General features: G+C 73.7%; 17 protein-coding genes. 8 read left to right on the top strand and 9 right to left on the bottom strand.

Annotation, left to right across the window (positions count from 1 at the left end):
• The 3 genes from BGM09_RS24450 to BGM09_RS24440 form a co-directional block, all read right to left on the bottom strand.
• A partial coding sequence (locus BGM09_RS24450) for a CoA transferase (RefSeq protein WP_317452878.1) occupies positions 1–618 on the bottom strand: 618 nt, incomplete at its 3' end.
• Positions 615–1,454: a class I SAM-dependent methyltransferase gene (locus tag BGM09_RS24445; RefSeq protein WP_188283843.1), complete on the bottom strand. Its 840-nt coding sequence runs from the start codon at positions 1,452–1,454 to the stop codon at positions 615–617. The genes BGM09_RS24450 and BGM09_RS24445, both read right to left, overlap by 4 nt.
• Positions 1,455–1,531: 77 nt before the next feature.
• Entirely contained in the window at positions 1,532–2,038 is a 507-nt protein-coding gene (locus BGM09_RS24440; protein ID WP_188283842.1) for a hypothetical protein, read from the bottom strand.
• 364 nt (positions 2,039–2,402) lie between these two features.
• Here BGM09_RS24440 and BGM09_RS24435 point away from each other — a divergent pair, with 364 nt between their 5' ends.
• Complete coding sequence (locus BGM09_RS24435; protein WP_188283841.1) at positions 2,403–3,653, top strand: nucleotide sugar dehydrogenase; 1,251 nt, start codon at positions 2,403–2,405, stop codon at positions 3,651–3,653.
• Between the two features lie 72 nt (positions 3,654–3,725).
• Here the strand turns inward: BGM09_RS24435 and BGM09_RS24430 are convergent, their stop codons facing one another.
• Positions 3,726–4,868: a DegT/DnrJ/EryC1/StrS family aminotransferase gene (locus BGM09_RS24430; protein ID WP_317452877.1), complete on the bottom strand. Its 1,143-nt coding sequence runs from the start codon at positions 4,866–4,868 to the stop codon at positions 3,726–3,728.
• 95 nt (positions 4,869–4,963) lie between these two features.
• Positions 4,964–6,166, bottom strand: a complete 1,203-nt coding sequence (locus BGM09_RS24425; RefSeq protein ID WP_188283840.1) for a DegT/DnrJ/EryC1/StrS family aminotransferase — start codon at positions 6,164–6,166, stop codon at positions 4,964–4,966.
• Between the two features lie 268 nt (positions 6,167–6,434).
• Between BGM09_RS24425 and BGM09_RS24420 the strand changes: the two genes are divergently transcribed.
• Genes BGM09_RS24420 through BGM09_RS24390 form a run of 7 tightly spaced genes read left to right on the top strand, consistent with a single transcriptional unit; the run spans position 6,435 to position 12,888 of the window.
• Positions 6,435–7,481, top strand: coding sequence for a Gfo/Idh/MocA family oxidoreductase (locus BGM09_RS24420; protein WP_188283839.1), 1,047 nt, complete (start codon positions 6,435–6,437; stop codon positions 7,479–7,481).
• The gene (locus BGM09_RS24415) at positions 7,471–8,418 is read left to right on the top strand and encodes a sugar phosphate isomerase/epimerase family protein (protein WP_188283838.1); all 948 of its coding nucleotides are present in this window, start codon (positions 7,471–7,473) and stop codon (positions 8,416–8,418) included. Before BGM09_RS24420 ends, BGM09_RS24415 begins: the two co-directional genes overlap by 11 nt.
• Positions 8,415–9,893, top strand: a complete 1,479-nt coding sequence (locus BGM09_RS24410) for a M20/M25/M40 family metallo-hydrolase (protein WP_188283837.1) — start codon at positions 8,415–8,417, stop codon at positions 9,891–9,893. The genes BGM09_RS24415 and BGM09_RS24410 overlap by 4 nt, the downstream gene beginning before the upstream one ends.
• Positions 9,820–10,983, top strand: a complete 1,164-nt coding sequence (locus BGM09_RS24405; RefSeq protein WP_188283836.1) for an Ldh family oxidoreductase — start codon at positions 9,820–9,822, stop codon at positions 10,981–10,983. The genes BGM09_RS24410 and BGM09_RS24405 overlap by 74 nt, the downstream gene beginning before the upstream one ends.
• Positions 10,980–11,918, top strand: coding sequence for a Gfo/Idh/MocA family protein (locus BGM09_RS24400; RefSeq protein ID WP_188283835.1), 939 nt, complete (start codon positions 10,980–10,982; stop codon positions 11,916–11,918). Before BGM09_RS24405 ends, BGM09_RS24400 begins: the two co-directional genes overlap by 4 nt.
• A complete protein-coding gene (locus BGM09_RS24395) occupies positions 11,912–12,421 on the top strand; it encodes a DUF6917 domain-containing protein (protein WP_317452876.1) in 510 nt (169 codons plus the stop codon). The genes BGM09_RS24400 and BGM09_RS24395 overlap by 7 nt, the downstream gene beginning before the upstream one ends.
• Before the next feature lie 11 nt (positions 12,422–12,432).
• The gene (locus BGM09_RS24390) at positions 12,433–12,888 is read left to right on the top strand and encodes a carboxymuconolactone decarboxylase family protein (protein ID WP_188283834.1); all 456 of its coding nucleotides are present in this window, start codon (positions 12,433–12,435) and stop codon (positions 12,886–12,888) included.
• A 38-nt stretch (positions 12,889–12,926) separates the two neighbouring features.
• On the opposite strand, the gene BGM09_RS24385 is transcribed toward BGM09_RS24390, so the two are convergent.
• The 4 genes from BGM09_RS24385 to BGM09_RS24370 all read right to left on the bottom strand — a co-directional run bounded on the left by BGM09_RS24385 (position 12,927) and on the right by BGM09_RS24370 (position 17,588).
• Positions 12,927–13,694, bottom strand: coding sequence for a class I SAM-dependent methyltransferase (locus BGM09_RS24385; RefSeq protein ID WP_188283833.1), 768 nt, complete (start codon positions 13,692–13,694; stop codon positions 12,927–12,929).
• Positions 13,695–13,789: 95 nt separating this feature from the next.
• Positions 13,790–14,152, bottom strand: a complete 363-nt coding sequence (locus tag BGM09_RS24380) for a DUF742 domain-containing protein (RefSeq protein WP_188283832.1) — start codon at positions 14,150–14,152, stop codon at positions 13,790–13,792.
• A gap of 49 nt (positions 14,153–14,201) precedes the next feature.
• Positions 14,202–14,624, bottom strand: a complete 423-nt coding sequence (locus BGM09_RS24375) for a roadblock/LC7 domain-containing protein (RefSeq protein WP_188283831.1) — start codon at positions 14,622–14,624, stop codon at positions 14,202–14,204.
• A 99-nt stretch (positions 14,625–14,723) separates the two neighbouring features.
• Positions 14,724–17,588 (bottom strand): nitrate- and nitrite sensing domain-containing protein, encoded by a 2,865-nt coding sequence (locus BGM09_RS24370; RefSeq protein ID WP_188283830.1) that lies wholly within the window; start codon positions 17,586–17,588, stop codon positions 14,724–14,726.
• Positions 17,589–17,660 lie beyond the last annotated feature (72 nt).

Genomic DNA, 17,660 nt, shown 5'->3' with positions numbered 1-17,660 from the left:
GCCGAGCGCCGACCAGAAGCCGCGCCACGCCTCGGGGTCCAGGGTCTCCAGTTCGAACCGGACGCCGTCGGCGGCGGCGAAGGGCGGGCCGCCGGGGGTGCGGGGTTCCGGCCGGTCGTCGGCCGCGGTCGCGGCGGCCAGGTACTGGCCGACCGAGAGCAGCGCCGCCTGGGCGACCGAGGTGGTGACGCGGATCTCGCCGCCGTCGTCGGCGGGCCCGGCGGCCAGGGCGGCGAGGGTTCCGGTGGCGGCGAGCGCGCCCGCGACGCAGGAGGCGTAGTCGACGCCGAGCGGGGTCGGGCCTCCGTAGCGGCGGCCGTGCACATGCGTCAGACCGCACGCGGCCTGTACGTCGGCCTCGCCGGCCAGCGGGAGGTCCACCGGCCCGGCCCAGCTCACCTCACAGCGCGCCCTGACCCGGCCGGAGTGCGCGGTGAACGCTCCCGACCGTCCTTGCTCGGTGCCGCAGCCGAGCGCCCGCAGATGGGCGACGGCGAGGTGGACGGCCGTGGCGGGCGCGCCGCCGCGCACGGAAGGCGCCGCCGTCACGACACGCGTCGCCGCGGTGGTACGGGGTCCGGCCGCGGTGGTACGGGGTCCGGCCACGGTGGCCGTCACTCCGGTCGCCTCGCCTGTACGCAGTACAGGACGCAGGAGGCGGCGCGGAAGTCCGGGTGGCGCATCGCGTCGCGCGCCGCCAGCAGTTCGTCCTCCGTCATCCCGTGCTCCAGGAGCGCGTCCCGCAGGTGGTAGGTGTGGTGCAGTTGCAGCCGCAGGCCCGGGGAGTCCGCGGTCCAGGGCACCAGATGCGGTACGGGCTCGATGTCGGTGAATCCGGCGGCCCGCAGGTCCGCGGCGCAGGTGCGTCCCCACGCGGGGTCGGCTCCCGCGGCCCGCAGCGCGCGGCCCTTGGCGGCCCGGAACGCCTCGTAGCCCGCGCGGGTGCGCTCGTCGGGGGCGAGGAGCACCGGCGCGTAGTCGATGTCGAACTCCTCCAACTGGAGGTGCCCGCCGGGCCGCAGGGCGCGCAGCAGCCGGCCGAGCACGGCCCGCCGCCGGGGCAGGTGGGTGAGCACCAGGCGGGAGTGGACGAGGTCGAAGGCCGCGTCGGGGAGCGGGTCGCGCACGATGTCGTGGCGGCGCTGTTCGAGCCCGGGGCGGGCGGGGATGTGCTCGGGCTTGATGTCGGTGGCCAGCACACTGCCGCCGGGCGCGGTGCGGTCGGCCAGCCACAGAGCGACGCTGCCGCCGCCCGCTCCGGCCTCCAGGCAGTCCCAGCCGGGGCCGACGCCGGTCTCCGCCAGCCGCGCGGTGGTGATCGCGTCGTGGGCGGCGGCCAGGCAGCGGTGCTGCTCGGTGGCGTACGGGCTGTCGTTGTCGAAGGCGTAGTCGCCTTCGGGGCGCTCGGCCGTCGCCGCCGTGGCGGTGGTCGTGCCGGGACTCGCGGCTGGCATGGACTCTCCGGTGCGTGGGCGGGGTTGCGGTGGGCCGCCGTCCGGACGACGGCCCACCGGAAAGGACGTCAGATCCCTCAGGCGTCCCAGCTCACCGTGTAGACCGCGAGCGCGGTGTTGGTGAAGTGCGCCGCGCCGGTGAGGCCCTTGTAGGCGCCGGTGCCGCCGACGACGACGGCGTCGAAGGACTTCGGGTACGTGGCGGTGAGCGGGTTCTGGATCGGGAAGACCACCGAGAGGGCGACCTGGTCACCGCCGTTGAAGACGATGTCCGCGTGGCAGAAGGCGGTCACCTCCTTGGCGGAGACGGCGTCCTTGTCGCACATGTCGTAGGCGGTGCCGACCACGTTCCCGGAGGAGTCCTTGACCGTGGCGCTGCCGCCGAAGCCCGCGCCCACCGTGCTGGCGGCGGCGCCCGCGCTGTTGTTGCCGCTGAAGTCCAGCGTCAGCGCGGGCGGGGTGGCGCGTACCTGCGAGGCGGTCGCGGTGGCGGTGGCGGAGGAACCGGCCACCAGGGCGAGGGCTGCGGCGCCGGTGGCGGTGGCTGCGACAGCGGCACGCTTCGCCGTGACAAAACGGGTCATGAACTCTCCTCGGACGGCCCGGACCGAATGTCCGGGTTCGCACGAAGTGGACCATATCGGAAGAAGGTTCGCATATGACTACGGAATGTGCTCCTGCCGCTGTGTCGTGGGCCGCCCGATGGCCCGATCGTGGCCCGGCCCGCTGTCCATCGGCCTCGGACGCGGGTCGTCACCGGCCGCTCCCGGCTCCCGCGAAGGCGGGACCAGCGCCGACAGGGTGAAGAATTCACCCTCCTGACCGCCGCCCGGCCGCCACACGCACGGGCCGGGCGGGGACTGGTTCAAGATCGCGGTGAGCGGGCCCCTGGGCACCTTCCCGGACCGCCCGTCGCGCAGCGCCCACCGTCCCCGGGGAGTCTCGGTCATGTCGTTCGATCTGCTGGTGGTGGGCCTGGGATACGTGGGTCTGCCCCTCGCCCGCGCCGCCGCCGACGCCGGGCTCGCGGTGGCCGGATACGACATCGCCCCGTCGACCGTCGCCGCGCTGCGCGACGGCCGGTCCCCGGTCCGTGACGTCTCCGACGCGGACGTGACCCGGATGCTCGCCGCCGGTTTCGCCGTCGGCGCCGACCCCGGGCCGCTCGCGCTGGCCCTGGCCGTGGCGATCTGCGTCCCCACCGGTCTGACCCCCGCGGGAGGCCCCGACCTCGGGCCGCTCACCGCCGCCTGTCGTACGGTCGCCGCGCATCTGCGGCCGGGAACGCTGGTCGTCGTCGAATCGACCTCGTTCCCCGGCACCACCGAGGAGTTGGCCAGGCCGCTGCTGGAGGCGTCGGGGCTGGTCGCGGGGAGGGACTTCCACCTGGGCTACTCCCCTGAACGCGTCGATCCGGCCAACCAGTTCTTCGGCATCGGCAACACGCCCAAGGTGGTCTCCGGGGTGACGCAGGTGTGCGCCAAGCAGTGCGCGGCGCTGTACGAGCGCTTCGTGGACCGGGTGATCGTGGCCCGCGGCACGCGCGAGGCGGAGCTGGCGAAGCTGCTGGAGAACACCTACCGCAGCGTCAACATCGCCCTGGTCAACGAATTCGCCCGCTACTGCCACGACGTGGGCGCGGACGTGTGGGACGTGGTGGCGTGCGCGGCGACGAAGCCCTTCGGCTTCCAGTCGTTCCGCCCCGGCCCCGGGGTCGGCGGGCACTGCATCCCGGTCGACCCGGTCTACCTGCTGCAAGGCGCGCCCGCCGACGCGTTCCAGGTCGTACGGGCCGCCCTGCGCGCGAACCGCGTCATGCCCGGCCATGTCGTCGCACGCGCCTCGCGGTTGCTCCAGGACCGCGGGGTGCCGCTGCCCGGCGCCCGCGTCGCGCTGCTCGGCGCCTCGTACAAGCCCGACACCGACGACCTGCGCGAGTCGCCCGCTCTGGAGGTGGCGAGCGGGCTGCTCGGCCTCGGCGCGCGGGTCGGCTGGCACGACCCGCACACCGCGGACCTGCCGCTGGCGGACCCCCGGCTGCGGCGGTACGACGACGCGCTGCCGGCCGCGGCCGAGGCGGACCTGGTCGTCCTGCTCCAGGCCCACCGCGCGTACGACCTCGGCGCGATCACCAAGGCGGCCCGGCTGCTCTTCGACACGACGGGCCGGCTGTCAGGGGAGCGCGTCGTACGGCTCTAGGGCGGATCCGGCGGATCACGGGCGTCACGGATCGCCGGCGTCACGGATCACGGGCGTCACGGATCGCCGGTGTCACGGGGCCAGGGCGAACTCCCTGACGGTGTCGGCGATGTACTCCACCTGCGCGTCGCTCAGATGCGGGTAGACGGGCAGCGAGAGGATCCGCTGGCCCGCGCGTTCCGCGGCGGGCCAGGTGTCGCCGGGGGCGGCGAAGCCGGAGAAGGCGGGCTGGCGGGGGAGCGGCAGCGGGTAGTAGACGTGCGAGTCGACGCCGCGCTCGGCCAGGTGCGCCTTGAGCGCGTCCCGCCGGTCGCACTGGAGCGTGTAGACGTAGGAGCAGCGACCGTCGCGGCCGGGCGGCGGGGCGAGGACACCGCGCTCGGCGAGGTCGGCGAAGCGCTCGGTGTAGTGACCGGCGATCATGGCGCGGCGCTCCAGACGGTCGGCCAGCCCCGGCAGGCGGTGGAGCTGGAAGGCGGCGAGCACCTCGTCGAACCGGCTGTTCCAGCCGATCCGGTGGTGGACGAAGCGGTGGACGCCGTCCTGCCCGTGGTTGCGCAGCATCCGTACCGTACGGCCGAGTTCCGCGTCGCGGGTGACGACCGCGCCGCCCTCCCCCGCCGTGCCGAAGGTCTTCACCTGGACGAAGGAGTAGACCCCCGCCTCGCCCGCCAGCCCCGCGGGAACACCGCCCTGGACGCCGCCCTGCGCGACGGCGGAGTCCTCGACCAGCCGCAGCCCGCGGTCCCGCGCGAGCGCGGTGAGGCGCGGCATGTCCGCCATCACCGAGAACATGTGAGCGGGCATCAGGGCCTTGGTGCGCGGAGTGATCCGGCGTTCCATGTCGTCGGGGTCGACCACCATCGTCCAGGGGTCGATGTCGGCGAAGACCGGTGTCGCGCCGAGCGCCACGACCGAACCGGCCAGCGGCGCGCAGCCGAAGGCCGGGACCACGACCTCGTCGCCCGCGCCGACGTCCATCGCGGCCAGCACCAGCGTCAGCGCGCTGGTGCCGCTGCCGCAGGCGACCACGTCGGCGGCGCCGAGCTGTTCGCGCAGGGCCTGTTCGAAGCCGGCCGTGTGCTCGCCGAGGATGAACTTCTGGGCGGGTCCGGTGCCGGTGTCGCGGACGATGCGCAGCAGGTGCTCCCGGTCGGCCTCGAAGAGGTCGGGAGGGAAGAACGGCAGCCGCGGGCGGGCGCCCTGGACCGTCACGGGCGCGGGGGGCGGAGGCACGGGAGCGGGCGCCGGAGGCGTGGGGGCGGTCGGAGGCATCGGCGTGGGGGCGGTCGGAGGCATCGGCGCTGGCGTCATGGGCGGGCTCCGGCTCCGGAGAAGAAGTCCTGGACCAGATCGCAGACCCGGTCCACGGCGTCGGTGGCCAGATCGGGGTAGAGCGGCAGCGCGAGGGTGCGCGCGCAGGCGGCCTCGGCCGCGGGGAAGTCGCCCTGACGGTGGCCGAGTTCGGCGAAGCAGGGCTGGAGGTGCAGCGGGCTCGGGTAGTACGTCTCGGTCCGCACGCCGTGCGCGGCCAGGTGCCCGGCCAGCTCGTCACGGCGCTCGGCCTCGATGAGGTAGACGTAGAAGACCGGATCGGCCGTGCCGCCGCGGGCAACGACGGTCGGCAGCCGCAGGATGCCCGGCGTTCCGGCCAGCCGCCGGCTGTACGCGTCGGCGAGCGCTTCCCTGCGGGCGATGTCGGCGTCCAGCCGGGTGAGCTTCGCGAGCAGTACGGACGCCTGCACGTCGTCCATCTTGCTGTTGCAGCCCGGCAGCGAACTGCTGGTGTTGATGGTGGTGAAGTCCGCGATGGTGCGCCCGAACCGGCCGTGGTGGCGCAGCGCGTCCACGGTACGGGCGATCTCGTCGTCGTCGGTGAGCACCGCCCCCGCGTCCCCGATCGCGCCCAGGGTCTTGGTCGGGAAGAACGACAGCACCCCTCCGGCGCCGAACAGCCCCGCGTGGACGCCCTCGCGGCGCATACCGATCGCCTCGGCGCTGTCCTCGACCACGGTGAGCCCGTGCCGCCCGGCCAGTTCGCCGAGCCGGTCCACGTCCGCGAGCTGGCAGAAGAGGTGGACCGGCATCAGGAAGCGGCAGCGCGGGGTGAGCACGCGCTCCACCGAGGCGGGGTCGAGGGCGTACGTCACCGGGTCGATGTCCGCGAACACCGGCCGCCCGCCCGCCAGGACGACCGAGGAGGCGGAGGCCACGAAGCTGAAGGCCGGGACGACGACCTCGTCCCCCGGCCGCAGACCGGCCGCGCGCAGCAGCAGGACCAGGGCGTCGGTGCCGCTGTTGACGCCGATGACGTGCCGAGCGCCGGTGTAGGCGGCGAGCGCCCGTTCCAGCTCCGCCACCTTGGCGCCGTGCGAGAACTTCCCGTCCTCGAACATCTCCGACAGGTGCCGCTCGATCTGCGGCCAGAGGGCTGAGAAGGACTCGGCCTGGGTGAAGAACGGCACGTCGGCGGGGGCCGGTTCGCGCGGGTCGACGGTGTGCTGGAGGTCCATCTCCGCCTCTCTGCTGCCCGGGATGCGCCGGGTAGGCCGCATGCGCTGGAGGCCGACGCTATGCCAGGCCCTCGGCCGGACGGCGGTCGGCGGCGCGGCCGATGGGGGGATTCACACAAAAGAGCGCTATCGGCGCGTTTGTTTGACTTCGCCCGGTTCGGGCGAGCAGGCTGACCGACGTCGTCGCGCCCCGCCCCCTTTGCCGCAACTCCCCCCGGCGCCCGGCGTTTTTCCCCCCACCGGTATCGACGGAAGGCTGACGCAGGAGATGCCGCTGCGCACGATGGTCGTCGGCCTCGGCCGCGCGGGGGCGGGTCTGCACCTGCCGGTCCTCGCCAGGGCGCGGGACCTGCGGCCCCGGCTCTTCGCACCGGAGCCGGTGATCGCCTTCGACCGCGACCCGGCCGAACGGGCCCGGACGGCGGGGAACACGGTCCTGAGCGTCGTGGACTCGCTCGCGCGGGCACGGGAGTCGCTGGACCCGGAGCGCACGGTCGTGCACATCTGCACCCCGCCGCTGGCCCGCGCCGAGGTCGTCGCCGAACTGCTCCGACTCGGCTTCCGCAGGCTGCTGTTGGAGAAGCCGCTCGCGGCGGGGCCGCGCGATCTCGCGCGGTTGGTGGAGCTGGTGGGGCGGCCCGGCGTCCAAGCCACCGTCGTGGCGCCCTGGTTGGCGAGCACACTCACCGACCGGCTGATCGCCCTCGTGGAGGAGCGGCCAGGACTTGGCCCGCTGCGACAGATCTCGGTCGTGCAGGACAAGCCGCGTTTCCAGCGCACGCTCGCCACTTCGGGGCACCCCACGGCGTTCGACATCGAGGTCCCGCACGCGCTCGGCGTCCTGCTGCGGCTGGCCGGGGACGCCGAGGTGGTCGGCGCCTCGTGCACCGACCTGGACGTGGACGGACGGCGGCTGCCCCGGCTCGGCGGCGCCGAAATGCGCCTCGCCCACCACGACGGCGTGCTCGGCGACATCCGCTCCGACCTCACCTCACCGGTACGCGAGCGCCGGATCACGCTCAGGTTCGACCGCGGCACCGCCGTCGGCCACTACCCGGCCGACGCGTGCGACCACTACGCCCAACTGCGCCTGACCACACCGCGATGTCCGGCCGGGGACCGCGAGGTGTTCCGCGACGACGCCCTGACCGCGTTCATGCTCCGCGCCTACGCCGACTTCGCCGGTGACGACGGCCCCTGCCCAACGGACTTCGCGCGGCAGGCGCGCGTGGTCGGCCTGCTCACCGACGCCAAGAATCTGGCGGCCCCGCCCGACGCCTCGGGCCCACGAAGGGAGTTGGCCGGTGCCCGCTGAACAGGAGACCGCCGTACGGGCGGACGAGCCGTTCCGCCTCACCGGGATCGGCGACGAGGCCGCGCTCGGCGTCGAGGGCCAGATCGCGGCCGTCAGCGCCTTGGGCTGGCGGTCGGTCGAGCTGCGGACCGTGGACGGCACACCGGTCGCGGACCTGTCCCGTACCGCCTTCGACCGGGTCGCGGGGACGCTCGCGGACGCCGGGGTGTCGGTCGCCGCGGTGGACGCCAGGATCGGCGGCTGGGCCCGCCCGGTGACCGGTGACTTCGCCGCCGACCTGGCCGAACTCGCGGTCCTGGAGAAGCGTTGCGCCCGGCTCGGTACCCGCTTCGTCCGCGTGATGTCCTTCCCCGACGACGGGCTCGACGCCGACGCCTGGGAGCGTGAGGCGCTGCGCCGCGTCCGCGAACTCGCCCACCGCGCCGCCGAGTCGGGCCTGACGCTGCTGCACGAGAACTGCTCCGGCTGGGCGGGCGCCGACGCCACGCGTATGGTCCGCCTCCTGGAGACCGCGGGCCCGGGGCTCGCCCTGCTCTTCGACACCGGCAACGGCCCCGCGTACGGCTACGACGGCCACCGGCTGCTGACCGACCTGCTGCCGTACGCCGACCGGATTCTGCACGTCCACGTCAAGGACGCCGTCATCGCCCCCGACGGCCGCCCCGCCTACTGCGAGCCGGGCACCGGCGACCTGCGGATCGCCGACTGTCTGCGCGACCTGCTGGCCCACGGCTACCGGGGCGCGCTGTCGATCGAACCGCACATCGCCGTACGGCCGCACGAGGACCACCGCGATCCGGAGGAGCGGTGCCACGCCGCCTTCGTCAGGAGCGGGGTGGCGCTGCGGAATCTGCTGGACGCGTGCGTGCGGGTGCCGGGCGGCGCCATCACGCGCACCTCGCCGGACGGGGCGGCGCTACGGGAGCCGGTTCGGTGAGCCCGCTCAGCCCCGCCGACCGCGCCCTGCTGCTCGACCTGCTCGCCCTGCCGACGGCGGGCCCGCTCGAACGCGGCCCCGACGCGCCCGCACCCGCGCTGTGGGAGGCGCAGCGCCGTTACGCCAGGGCCGCCGCCGAACTCGGTTTCACCGTCCTGCACCACGCGGCCCCGCCGCCCGCCTGCCTCGACCGCGCCGACGTACCGCTTCTGGTACGTCAAGCCGCCGCCGAGCGGCCGGAGTTCCTGGGCTGCCAGCCCAGCCTGGTGCTCGCCCTCGGCCCGGCCGGGGCACCGCGCGACCGTACGGTGATGTTCAACGTCCACCTCGACACCGTCGCGGGCCTCGAACCGGTCTCGTTCGACGGTGACCGCTTCCACGGCAGGGGCGCGATCGACGCGAAGGGCCCGGCCGTCGCGCTGCTGGCCGGACTGCGGGGCGCCCTGCGGGAGCGGCCGGAACTCCCCCGGGACACCCGGATTCTGGTGCAGGCCGTCTCCGGCGAGGAGGGCGGCGCGCTCGGCACCTTCGGCACCCGTCCCCTGGTGGACGCCGGGCACCACGGGCGGCTCAACGTCTTCTGCGAACCCACCGGCGGCCGGGCCCTGACCCGCAGCACCGCGGCCATGACCGCGCGGCTGAGCGTCCGCGGCCGTGACGCGATCGACGACCGGCCCGAGGCGGGACACAACGCCACCGTCCTGCTCGGCCATCTCGCCCGGCACCTCGCCGCCACGCTCGACCCTCAACTCGACCCGGCCGACGGGCAGATGTGCGTGGCGGGCCTGCACACGGGCGCCCTGCACAACCGCGTCTACGGCAGCGGCGATCTGCTGCTCAACCTCTCCTACGGCTCGGCCGCCACCGGCCGGCGGCTGGAGCGGCTGCTGGGCGACGCCGTCGCCGAGGGGCTGGAGTCCTTCGGCGCCGCCTTCCGGCACAGCCGGCGGTTCGCCCGCACCGCGGCCGACGCGGCGGGCATCCTGCGGCTGGACTGGCTCAAGCGCGGCCTGCCCGCGCTCGACGGCGACCCGTCGTGGCTCGGTCCGCTGCTCGACCGCGCCGAGGTGCCGCGGTGGCCAGCTTCCGAACCCGCCTTCACCTGCGACGCGATCTGGATGTCCGGCGTGCCCGACGCCCACACCGTCGTCCTGGGCCCCGGCTGCCTCGACGCCAACCGCGCCCACGCCGAAGGCGAGTTCGCCGATCTCGCCGACCTGGACGCCTTCGCGGCCACGGTCCCGCGCCTCCTCGCCGCCTTCGACGCGTCCGTGCCGTCCGCGCCCGTACCGTCCGCGCCCGTACCGTCCGCGCCCGCGCCGTCCGCGCCCGTACCGCCCCCGTCCGCGCTACTCGCGCCCCGTGCGCCGTCCACGCCCGTCAGCAGGAGGAACGAGCCCCATGCCGTTGTCGAGCCCGCCGCAGTCGACCCTTCCGGCGCAGGCGCCGGACAGCACGGTGCGCCTCGCGTATGAGGACCTGCTGACCTTTGTCACCGACGTCTTCGCGCGGTGCGGTCTCGCCGAGGAGCGGGCCGCGACGGCGGCCGAGGCGCTGTGTTACGGCGATCTGGCCGGGATGAGTTCCCATGGCGTGACCAATCTGACCCGGCTGTACCTGCCGCTGTTCGAGGAGCGCCGCGCCGACCCGGCGGCCGAGCCGGACCGTACCGTGGATCTCGGCGCCGCGGTCCGCCTGGACGCCCGGCGCGCGCTCGGCCTGTGGGCCGCGGCCGACGCGATGGACCTGGCCGTCGAGCGCGCGGAGCGCCACGGCGTCGGCCTGGTCAGCGTCCACAACGCCACCCATCTGGGCTGCGCCGGCTACCACGCGGCCCGCGCGGCGCACCGCGGCATGGTCGGCCTGGTGGCCTCCAACTGCGGCCGTCAGCGCATCGCCCGGCCACCGGGCGGCCGGGTCACGATGCTCGGCACCAATCCGCTCGCCGTCGCGGCCCCGGCCGGGCCGCGCCACCCGTTCGTGCTCGACATGAGCACCACCGTCGTCCCCACCGGACGCGTCCGCGCCGCCGCCCGCGCGGGCCGGGCGGTGCCCGAGGGCTGGCTGACCGACGAGACCGGGCTTCCGGTCACCGACGCGGCGGCCTTCGACCGCGGCGAGGCGTATCTCGGCTGGCTCGGCGGCACACCGCAGACCGGCGCGTACAAGGGCTACGGTCTCGGGCTCGCGGTGGAGGTGCTGGCCGGTCTGGTCAGCGGCTCCGGCCTCGGCCCGGCCCCCGAGGCGCTGGACGGGGACGGGCGCCCCTCGGGCCGCGACGACGACATCGGCACGCTGGTCGCCGCCATCGCCCCCGCGATGCTCCGCTCGCCGGAGGACGTCGCCTCGGACGCGGACTCGCTGTTCGGCAGCCTGCTCGCCTGCCCGCCGGTCGACCCCGCCTCGCCCGTCCGCTATCCCGGCTGGACCGAGGGCGCGACGGCCGACGCGCACCGTGCGGACGGTGTGCCGGTCACCGCCGGGCAGTACCGCGAACTCGGCGATGTGGCAGGGAAGTTCGGCCTGACCGCGCCCGCCCCGCTGGACGGGGGCCTTCGCCGATGACCCGGCACTCGATCGCCGTCGTCGGCCTGGGCGTCATCTCCCGCTTCTACCTGGCCGCCCTCGACGCCTCACCGGCGGCCCGTCTCGCCGCCGTCTGCGACCGCGCCCCGGCCGCACTCGCCGCCCGGGGCGGACAGGACGCGTCCGGTGCCGTACCCGCCTACCGCGACCACCGCGAACTCCTCGCCGCCGGGCCGCCGCTCGACGGCGTGGTGATCACCGTTCCGAACGACGCCCACGCGGCGCTCTGCGCCGACTTCCTGCGCGCGGGCGTACCGGTGTGCGTGGAGAAGCCGCTCGCCCTCACCGGCGCCGAGGGCGCCGAACTGACCGCGCTCGCCGAGGCGTCCGGGGCGCCGCTGTTCACCGCCTTCCACCGGCGCTACAACTCGGCGGTCAGGGCGCTGGCCGCCGCGCTGCCGCGGGACGTGCCGGTCGAGCGGGTCACGGTCCGCTACTTCGAGCGGATCGAGGAGCACATCGGGCAGGACCGCTGGTATCTGGACCCGGCCCGGTGCGGTGGCGGCTGCGTCGCCGACAACGGGCCCAACGCGTTCGATCTGGTACGGCTGTTGCTGGGCGAGGTGACCGTCGAGACCGCGCGGATCGGCTACGACGGGACGGGGCTCGACCGCAGCGCCACGATCGGGCTGCGCTCCGCTTCCGGCGCCGCGCGTGCCACGGTCGAGCTGGACTGGTCGTATCCGGGCGAGTTGAAGGACGTGACGGTCACGCTGGCCGACGGGTCCGTGCGCCACGCCGACATGCTGGCCGGGCACCAGGGCTTCAAGTCCTCGCTCCGGCACGAGTACGCGGCGATCCTCGCGGACTTCACCGCCCGGCTCCGCGGCCCGTACCGCACCGACCACGGCGGTACGGCGGCCCTGGAACTGGTCGAGGCCGCGTACCGGCGTACGGAGGTGACGGCGTGCTGACCCCGCCCGCCGCGCAGGAGCCCGGCGTCCAAGAGCGCGCCGCCCAAGAGTCCCCGGCCCACAAGCCCGCCGCCCAACTCCCCGTCGCCCCGCGCGAGGACGGTCTCAAGCGCACCGTCCACGGCTGTGTCGTCAAGGTCCTCATCCACCGCCGCGACGACCGCGGCATGGCCCTGGAACCCCACGCCAGCCGCTGCGTGCGCGCGGGCGAGGTCCATGAACTGGTCACCACCGACCACACCGACAGCGCGCCGGGAGCGCGGATCGACCGCGTGGGCTTCCTCGGCTTCGTCGAGCTGGACCGCGGCGGTGTCATCGACCGCGGCGACACCGTCCGTATCGCCGGAAGGACCGTCGGCACCGTACTCGGCTTTGACGCCTGCCACTTCCCCAACCACTACAACATCCTCGTCCACGCCGACACCACGGTGACCGGCGCCGACCTGGAGCTCACCCCCGAGACACCGGTGAGCTTCGAACAGACCCCGCCCCCACACCCCTGAAAGCCACGCCCATGCCGCAGGTCAACCCCACCGCCGCCGCCCCCGACGCCCTCCAGGCGCTCACCGAGCTGACCCGGGTCTCCGCCGAGGGCCTGGCTCCCGAACTCGCCGAATTGGTCCGGCTGCACGTCTCGCAGATGAACGGCTGCGCCTACTGCACCGCCCTGCACCACGACGCCGCCCTCGCGGCGGGCCACCCTCCGCTCAAGCTCGCCGCTCTCCCCCAGTGGCACGACTCCCCCGACTTCACGCCCGCCGAACGCGCCGCCCTCGACCTCGCGCAGCGCCTCACCCGCCCCGCCGACGGCGCCGTCCCCGCCGCCGTCCACGCCGAGGTCACCACCCTTCTCGGCCCGGAAGCGACCGCCCGTCTGATCTGGACCGTCGCGACGACCAACGCCTGGAACCGGATCGGCATCGCCACCGCGACCCGGCCGGTGGAGGCCGAGGAGCCCTGCGGGAGCTGACCGCCCGCGCGCTCCCCACCCGACGGGTCAGGACGCGGTCAGGACGTGATCAGGCGGGTGCGCCAGCCGTGGCAGATCATGGGCATCACGACCATGCCGTCCCGCATCTCGGCCGTCTCGCGGACCCTCGCCTCGATCAGGTCCGCGAGTTCGCGCTTCTCGCCGTCCGGCAGGGCGATGTACCTGCTGTAGGTGGCGAACATCGCGACGACCTCCTCGACCGTCAACTCGGCCGTCCAGGTGACGACATGAGCCTGCGGCGGTGCGAAGGGGACGCCGTCGGGGAGCCACGGTCCGTCCGACATGCGCTGGATCAGGTCGCCGATCCAGTCGTCGTTGCCCATCTCCTCGTGGACGTAGGCGTCCAGCGCGTCCACCCAGGGCACCCGCCGGTCGCGGCGGGTGTAGAGGATGCCGAGCGAGCCGCCCGGGGTGAGCACCCGGGCGATCTCCGGGAGCGTGAGGGCCGGGTCCATCCAGTGCCACGCCGAGGACACCGTGACCGCGGCGACCCGCGCGTCCGGCAGCGGAATGCGCTCGCCGAACCCGTGGAGCACCGTCGCCCGCGGGCAGACGCCGGTCAGCACCCGCCGCATGCGGGCGTCGGGTTCGACCGCCACGACGTCCTCGACCCGTTCGGCGAGCCACCGGGTCAGCAGACCGGTCCCGGCGCCCAGGTCGAGCACCGAGGGGCAGCCCGCGGGCAGCAGCCAGTCGAGCATCCGCGCCGAGGGACCCACCCGGTAGCGGTCGTAGTCCCGCGCTGCGGCCCCGAAGGACATGGCGAGGCTGGACAGTTCGGGCACGGCACTCCGTAGGTCGTCGGGCGCGGCCGTCGTACGGCCGGGAACAGGGCAGGACCGGCGCGGGACCGGGCCTCGGGTACCGCGACCGCGCGGCCTCAGAGGCCGCGCAGCCCGGTGAGCACCCGCTCCAGCAGCGTGACGTCCGGCCGGCCCTCGGCGTACGTGGGCTGCTGGACGATGACGAAGCCGCTCTCGGCGAGGTCGCCCACCAGGACGCGGGTCACGCCGAGCGGGATGTTCATCAGCGCGGAGATCTCGGCCACCGATGTGAGGTTCATGCACAGCCGGCAGATCGCCTGCTGCTCGGGGAAGAACCGCACACCGCTCTCCCAGGCGAGAGCGGTGGTGCCGACCAGGGCCTCCAGCGCGAAGTCGGTCCGCGCCGTCGTCCGGCCGCGGGTGACGGCGTACGGACGGACGAACGGCGAGTTGCGCCTTCGGTCTCGGTCTCCACTCACGAACGCACATCCTTCCGGGTGTGATTCGGACGGCCCATCGCGCCGGCCCTCAGCCGGCCAGCGCGTTCTGCAGTTCCCTGCGCACGTCGGGCGTGAGTACGTCGCCGGTCCGCTCGACCAGCAACGCCATCTCGTAACCGACGACCTTCATGTCGCAGGTCGGTGAGGCAAGCACCACCAGCACGGAGCCGTCGCTGACCGACATCAGGAAGAGGAATCCGTTCTCCATGTCGACGACGGTCTGCGTGACCACCCCGGCCTCGAAGAGCAGGGCCGCGCCCTGCGTCAGGCTCGCCAGACCCGAGGCCATCGCGGCGAGTTGTTCGCCACGGTCCTTGGGCAGGGACGCGGAGGCCAGGAGTTGGACGCCGTCCGAGGAGATCACGACCGCGTGCGCGACCCCCGGCACCTGCTTCACGAAGTTGGCGATGAGCCAGTTCAGGTTCTGTGCTTCGTTGCTCAGATCGCTCATGGGTGTAGCTGCTTCCTATGCTGCCGAGGACGTCGTCCGACGGCGCTACGGACAGGGGAAACACGGGAAACACAGAGGACGTGGGAGCTGTGAGTCCGCTCATAGCGGACCCGATCCGCCCGGCGTCCGGCCGGGCCCCTCGCGGTCGGACCCATCCTTACCCTGTCTGACCCCTTGGTGGAAGTTCGACAGCCGATCCCTCATCAGGTTCGCCGCGCGCGGGGCGGTCGGCGCCGCGTTCGGCTGCTGCACCGGGCCGCGCGGCCGTGCCTCGGCCGAGAGGTTGTTCAACGGCACCCGCCGGGGCAGACCCTGGGCGGTCGTGCCGCCGGTCGCCGGGCCGCCCGCGTCCTCGGGTCCCGGCCGGGCCCACGAGGGTGAGGGGTGAGCGGGGTTCCCCGGCGGCTGGGCCGGCGGGCGGGGTTGCGCCTGCGGCCTGACCTGCGCCTGGGGTTGGGGCTGCGGCAGGGGCTGCGGACGCTGGGCCGGCGGCTGGATCCGCTGGTGGGGAAGGGCCTGCGGCTGCGGCGGGACCTGCGGACGCACGTGCCCCTGTGGGGGCTGCGCCTGCTGCGGTCCCTGCCCGGCCGGCCACTGCGACCTCATCGCGTCGAAGATCGGTAACCGGTCGGACCCGTGGCCTTCCAGGCGCGCGACCGCCTCGGCCTCCTCCTCTTCCGAGGCGAACCACGAGAAGTCGCCGTCGGGGCCGCCGCCCTCCTCCTGGTCGTGGAACCACGGGAAGCCGCCGTCGGGCTGACCGGAGTGGCGACCCGCCGGGACGTCGTCGTACGACCGGCCGCGCGAGGGCGTGCCCGCGGGCCCGTAGGGGCCGTCGAAGCGCGGGTCGCCCGCCTGTCCGGCCGCGACGCCGCCGCGCGGCAGCCCGGCGATCTCGCCGGTGTCGTACGGGCCGGGCCGCAGCGCCGACTGGTCGAAGACCTGCGGGCCGTCCACCTCCAACTCGCTCGCGGACACCAGCAAAGTCAGTGGGATCCGGATGAGCGCGTTCAGGCCGGTCCTGCTCGTACTCGTCAGCCGTACCTGGATGCCGTACTTGGCCGCCAGCCGGCCGACCACGAACAGGCCCATGCGGCGGGAGATCGCGACATCGAGGACCGGGGGCTCGGCGAGCCGCCGGTTGATCCGCTCCAGTTCCTCGGGCCGGATGCCGATGCCCGCGTCCGCGATGTCCAGGACCACATCGCCCGCGGTGAGCATCTTGGCGCCCACCAGCACCTGGGTCTCGGGGCCGGAGAACGTCGTGGCGTTCTCGATGATCTCGGCCATCAGGTGGACGACGTCGGTGGCGGCCTGTCCGGCCACCGCCACGTCGGGCAGTTCGTAGAGCACCACCCGCTCGTACTGCTCGACCTCGGCGGTCGCGGCGCGGACCAGGTCGAACAGCGACACCGGCTGGTCCCAGCGGCGGCTCTGTTCCTCGCCCGCGAGCACCAGCAGGTTCTCGTTGTTGCGGCGCATGCGGGTCGCGAGGTGGTCGAGCTGGAACAGGGCGGTGAGCTGACCGGGGTCCTGCTCGCTGTTCTCCAGGTCGTCGATGAGCTGGAGCTGGCGCAGCACCAGGCTCTCACTGCGCCGCGAGAGGTTGGTGAAGATCGCGTTGACGTTGGAGCGCATCCGCGCCTGCTCGGTGGCGAGCCGGACCGCCTCGAAGTGCACGCGGTCGAAGGCGCGCGCCACCTGGCCCACCTCGTCCTGCGACTGCACCTCGATCGGCTCGACCCGTACCGGCTGGTCCGTCTCCGAGGGGTTCAGATCACGCAGTCGGCGGACCGCGCCCGGCAGCCGGTTGTCGGCCACGTCCAGTGCGGACACCCGCAGTTGGCGCAGCGGCCGGACCACGGACCTGGCCAGGATCAGCGCGCCGAGGAAGGACAGCGCGACCACGGCGACGATGATGGCGATGTTCTCGTAGAGCTGGGTGCGTACGGCCGACAGCAGGTGCGAGGAGCGGTCGTTGAGGTCCGCCACGGTCTGCCGCTCGACGATGCGTACGGCGTCGAGCTTGTCGGTGATCTGGTCGAACGCGGTGGCCTTGGTGATGCCGAGGCTGTCGAGCGGGATGTCCTCCTGCGCGGCGGTGGCGACCACCTGGATGGTGCCGTCGGCCGCGCCGACCTTGTCGCCGCTGACCGTCGACTGGTACAGGTTGAGGAGCGAGGTCGACGCGTTGTTCGCGAAGGTGCCGTTGGCGGTGTCGAAGTGCGCCTGCTCGATCTTCTCCTTGAGCTCCAGCGTGAAGCCGCGGTCGAGCGCGTCGACGATGAAGCCGCGTTCGCTCGACGTCTGCTGCTCGATCTGCTCGATCGAGGCGAGCGTGGTGACCAGGCTGCCGAGCGTGTGGTCGGAGCTGACCGCGGCGAGCTGCTGGCTGAAGTCCAGCAGATTGCCGATGATCGTGCTGTAGGCGCTGAAGGTCGGCGTGTTGGCGCCGTGGGCGAGGCCCTTGGTCGAGGCGCGCAGCGGGGTCAGGTCACCGAGCCGGGCCTCGGCGCGCGCGCCGATCAGGCGTACGGCGGCGGGCAGTGCGTCGACGCTGCTCTGGTGTTTGTCCAGGCTCTCGCCGAACGCCTTCACCTGCGTGTTGGTGGCCTGTTGCGCCGCCGCGAGCTTCTCGTCCTTGGCGGTGCCCGACCCGGTGAGTGCCAACTGGGTGAGGTCGCGTTCGTCGTCGAGCGCGCTGACCAGCGTGGACACCTGCTGGGCGAGCTGCGCCTGCCCTTGGATATGGGCCGCGCTCTGGAGGTTGCCGACCGCGGAGAACACGCGCACGCCGACCAGCGGAATGATCGCGATCAGCGGGACGAGCACGAGGAGCAGCATGCGATTGCGCAGCCGCCAGTCACCGAGCCTGCGTTTGGTCCAGAGCCTGGAGCCGAGCCCGGTGAGGGGGGAGATCCATTTCGGCGCGGGTGCGCGACCCCGTCTCCGCGCGCTCGTCATGCCGTCGCCGCATCGTGCTGTGTCAAGCGGTCCCCGCATGTCAACGGATTGCCGGCTCCGTGAGACCGCTGG

The sequence above is a fragment of the Streptomyces sp. CBMA29 genome (assembly GCF_014596445.1).
Classification (GTDB): domain Bacteria; phylum Actinomycetota; class Actinomycetes; order Streptomycetales; family Streptomycetaceae; genus Actinacidiphila.
This window is presented reverse-complemented; position numbering and strand designations above follow the sequence as displayed.

Bases quoted from the DNA above. Each gene is read 5' to 3' on its own strand.
- BGM09_RS24445 (WP_188283843.1), bottom strand. From the start codon at position 1,454: ATGCCAGCCGCGAGTCCCGGCACGACCACCGCCACGGCGGCGACGGCC.
- BGM09_RS24440 (WP_188283842.1), bottom strand. From the start codon at position 2,038: ATGACCCGTTTTGTCACGGCGAAGCGTGCCGCTGTCGCAGCCACCGCC.
- BGM09_RS24435 (WP_188283841.1), top strand. From the start codon at position 2,403: ATGTCGTTCGATCTGCTGGTGGTGGGCCTGGGATACGTGGGTCTGCCC.
- BGM09_RS24425 (WP_188283840.1), bottom strand. From the start codon at position 6,166: ATGGACCTCCAGCACACCGTCGACCCGCGCGAACCGGCCCCCGCCGAC.
- BGM09_RS24420 (WP_188283839.1), top strand. From the start codon at position 6,435: ATGCCGCTGCGCACGATGGTCGTCGGCCTCGGCCGCGCGGGGGCGGGT.
- BGM09_RS24405 (WP_188283836.1), top strand. From the start codon at position 9,820: ATGCCGTTGTCGAGCCCGCCGCAGTCGACCCTTCCGGCGCAGGCGCCG.
- BGM09_RS24400 (WP_188283835.1), top strand. From the start codon at position 10,980: ATGACCCGGCACTCGATCGCCGTCGTCGGCCTGGGCGTCATCTCCCGC.
- BGM09_RS24390 (WP_188283834.1), top strand. From the start codon at position 12,433: ATGCCGCAGGTCAACCCCACCGCCGCCGCCCCCGACGCCCTCCAGGCG.
- BGM09_RS24375 (WP_188283831.1), bottom strand. From the start codon at position 14,624: ATGAGCGATCTGAGCAACGAAGCACAGAACCTGAACTGGCTCATCGCC.
- BGM09_RS24370 (WP_188283830.1), bottom strand. From the start codon at position 17,588: ATGACGAGCGCGCGGAGACGGGGTCGCGCACCCGCGCCGAAATGGATC.